Source organism: Mycobacterium sp., from assembly GCF_049280035.1.
Lineage (GTDB): Bacteria > Actinomycetota > Actinomycetes > Mycobacteriales > Mycobacteriaceae > Mycobacterium.
This window is the reverse complement of record NZ_JBAPPI010000230.1, coordinates 1-2,898: the sequence shown is the minus strand read 5'-3', so window position 1 is coordinate 2,898 and position 2,898 is coordinate 1. Positions and strand designations below refer to the sequence as shown.

Genomic DNA, 2,898 nt, shown 5'->3' with positions numbered 1-2,898 from the left:
TACGACTTGACCAAGTGATTCCAACTGCACGTCCGGCATACCTCCACCACGTGCACGGAGAACTCTTCGAACCGGGTTGCCAGCATGACCAACTCTTCGGCGGTGCGCGCCGAACCGGAAACCGCACCCAGATGGTCGCCGAAAACCCACGACACCAGGGTGAGCTGCTCCTTCCGGCAGATCGGGCACATCACCGCGCTGAGCTTCCCGTGGAATTTCGCTGCGCGCAGCAAGTACGGGTGAGCGTCACACACTTCGGAGACGCCGGTGCGCCCCGAATACACCTCGGCCAGCAGGGAGCGCCGCCGAAGCGCGTAGTCGACTACCTGTCGCTGCAATCGCACGATGACCAGAGTACGTCCGAAGGACCGATGCCGAGAGATGGCCCGGCCACTCCGTGTGCCTCAGTGGCCGCGTCCGCCCAGAGCGCCTGCGGAGTCATCTCGCGTTGAGCAGGACCGTCGCCACCACGCTGAGCACCGCAGTTGCGACCAAATATCCGCAGGCGTACCACGGTGCGCCATGGCCTGCCGCGATGAGGCTGGTCAAAATCAGCGGTGTGAGACCGGACGCATAAATCCCGGACACTTGATAGACGGTGGACAGCCCGGTGTAGCGGATCCGGGTGGGGAACAGCGACGCGTACAGGGTGCCTTGCGCGCCATAGAACCAGGCGTGGATCACGCCGAACGCCACCACCATGCCGACCGTGAACCAGACGATGTTGCGCGTGTCGAAGAGCGCGAAAACCGGAACTGCGGTCAGGCCGTAGGCCGCGATCCCCGTGGCATAGATCACCTTCGGGCCGTATCGATCGCTCAGTCGGCCCGAGACCGGCAGCAGTATTGCCATCACCAAGGCGGCAACGGTGACCGCCGACAGCACCTGAATCTTTCCCAACCCCAGGGTGCCGGTGGCATACGCGATGGCGAATACCCCCCAGGTGTTGAACGCGGCTCCTTCCGCCCACCGAGATACCAGACCCAGCAGGGTCGAGCGCAGCGCCGGCCGGGTGAACACCTCTCGCACCGGAACGGCTGAGCGCTCGGCCCGCGCTTCCATCGCCAGGAACGCCGGCGTTTCGGCCACCCGCAGCCGGACCAGCAATCCGAAGAACACCAATACGACGCTGCCCAGGAATGCGATGCGCCATCCGTAACTGGCGAATGCGTGCGCGGGCAGCAGCCACTGCAGCATCGCGAACACACCCGTTCCCAGCGCCAGGCCCAGTGCCAGCCCGACCTGCGGGGCGCTGCCGTAAATTCCGCGGCGACCGTCCGGGCTGTGCTCGACGGCAAGCAACATCGCGCCGGCCCACTCCCCGCCCAATGCAAAGCCCTGGATGATCCGCAGCGTCACCAGCAGTACCGGAGCAAGCGCCCCGACCTGGGCGGCGGTCGGCAACGCGCCCATCAGGGCGGTCGCCCCGCCCATCAACAGCATGGTCAGGGCCAGGCTGCGTTTGCGCCCGATCCGATCACCGATATGGCCGAACACGAACCCGCCGATCGGGCGCATGACGAAGCCGACGGCGAAGGTAGCGAACGCAAGCATTGTGCCTACCGTCGAGTTTTGCGACGGGAAGAACGCGTGGTTGAACACGATGGTGGCCGCGGTCGCATAGAGGAAAAAGTCGTACCACTCGACGGTCGTGCCGACCAGGCTCGCCACCAGCACTGTGCGCCGCGCAGCACGGTCTTCTGCGGCGGTGTCGTCAACCTCGGGCAGCGCGGGTTCGGTTATTGAGCTGGTGGTCGGATCAAGAAGCACTGACGTCTCCGACGTGCGACAGGAACGCCGACCGGGCCGGACCGGTCGGTCGGACGACCTCGGCGCCGTCGCCCAGCAGACCTCGCCGGGCGAGGATCGGGCGTACTCCCTCGCCGAAGATGTACGCCTCTTCGAGGTGCGGATAGCCGGACAGGATGAAGTGGTCGATGCCCAGCTCGGCGTATTCGGTGATGCGGTCGGCGACCTCCTGGTGCGAGCCGACCAGCGCCGTGCCCGCGCCACCACGAACCAGGCCGACGCCCGACCACAGATTGGGGTAGATCTCCAGCCGTCGGGCATCCGCCCCGACGCCGAAATCGTCGCCGCCACCGTGCAATTCACGCATCCGGCGTTGGCCCTCGGACTCCGACCGGGCGAGCGACTGTTGGGCGGCGGCTACCGTCTGCGGGCTCAGTGCGCTTAGCAGCCGCTGTGCCTCCGACCAGGCCTGCTCGCTGGTGTCCCGGGAGATGACGTGGAGCCGGATGCCGTAGCTCAGTTTTCGGCCCTGCGCGGTGGCCACGCCGCGGATCCAGTCCAGCTTCTCACTGACCTGCGCGGGCGGCTCGCCCCAGGTCAGATAGGTGTCGGCAAAGCTGGCGGCGACCTGGCCAGCCGCCGGTGACGACCCGCCGAAGAAAACAGCCGGCAGCGGATCAGGACGCCGCGCCAGCGAAGCCTGCTCGACGCGCAGGTGTTCTCCGGTCACGGTGACCGGATCGTCGGAGATCCACAGCCGACGGACGATGTCGAGGAACTCGCTACACCGCGCGTAGCGGGCCTCCTTCGGCAGAAAGTCGCCGAACGCCCGCTGCTCGATGCTTTCGCCGCCAGTAACCACGTTCAGCAGCAGCCGCCCCTGCGACTGCCACTGAAAGGTGGCCGCCATCTGCGCGGCCAACGTCGGGCTGATCAGCCCCGGACGCAACGCCACCAGATACTTCAGCGACTCGGTGCTGCCGATCAGCATGGCGGTGGTCAGCCAGGCGTCCTCACACCATTGACCGGTGGGCGTGAGCACGGCCTCGAAGCCGTTGATCTCGGCGGCCTGGGCGAGCTGGATGAGGTACTTGAGGTCTGCCGGCCGGTCGCCGCGCATCGTGCTGCCATGCCCACCGGCGATCAGAT

The 2,898-nt window shown here is 66.6% G+C and carries 3 protein-coding genes; all 3 read right to left on the bottom strand.

Translation table 11 applies throughout. The annotated features are described in order from the left end of the window. A partial coding sequence (locus WAN71_RS07530) for a DUF5318 family protein (RefSeq protein ID WP_422224732.1) occupies window positions 1-344 on the bottom strand: 344 nt, incomplete at its 3' end. Window positions 345-438: 94 nt separating this feature from the next. Further along, entirely contained in the window at window positions 439-1,728 is a 1,290-nt protein-coding gene (locus WAN71_RS07525) for an MFS transporter (protein WP_422224733.1), read from the bottom strand. A 31-nt stretch (window positions 1,729-1,759) separates the two neighbouring features. Then, window positions 1,760-2,896: an LLM class flavin-dependent oxidoreductase gene (locus tag WAN71_RS07520; RefSeq protein WP_422224731.1), complete on the bottom strand. Its 1,137-nt coding sequence runs from the start codon at window positions 2,894-2,896 to the stop codon at window positions 1,760-1,762. Window positions 2,897-2,898 lie beyond the last annotated feature (2 nt).